Source organism: Bacillus sp. AFS001701 (assembly GCF_002559405.1).
Lineage (GTDB): Bacteria > Bacillota > Bacilli > Bacillales > Bacillaceae_G > Gottfriedia.
Window position 1 is genome coordinate 1 of the sequence record NZ_NTZO01000783.1, and the last position, 266, is coordinate 266.

Here is a 266-nt window from a genome sequence, read left to right on the forward strand (position 1 = left end):
GTTTTTCAGCTCGCGGAATTTGGCATTGATACCTGCGACGATGTCGCGGATGAGCGTTGCGGAAACAGGCTTATCCATCGCCCACGCGTGCGCTTCCGCCATGGTATCGGCCAGCACCTGCGCCGTGCGGGTGTAGTTTTCAAACACGAATAACGGATCGTCCGAGCAGGTGCGGTTGCCCCAGAATTTAAAGCCGTCGTTGCGGATAAGCGTTGTCACCCCGGCCTGATTCAGCAGGTTGGCGTCGGTGGCCTGCTCCTGCAAAT

General features: G+C 57.9%; 1 protein-coding gene. It reads right to left on the bottom strand.

Annotated elements, in window-relative coordinates:
* Positions 1-266: phage tail sheath C-terminal domain-containing protein (locus CN514_RS25140; protein ID WP_353652099.1), on the bottom strand; the 266-nt coding region annotated here is incomplete at both ends.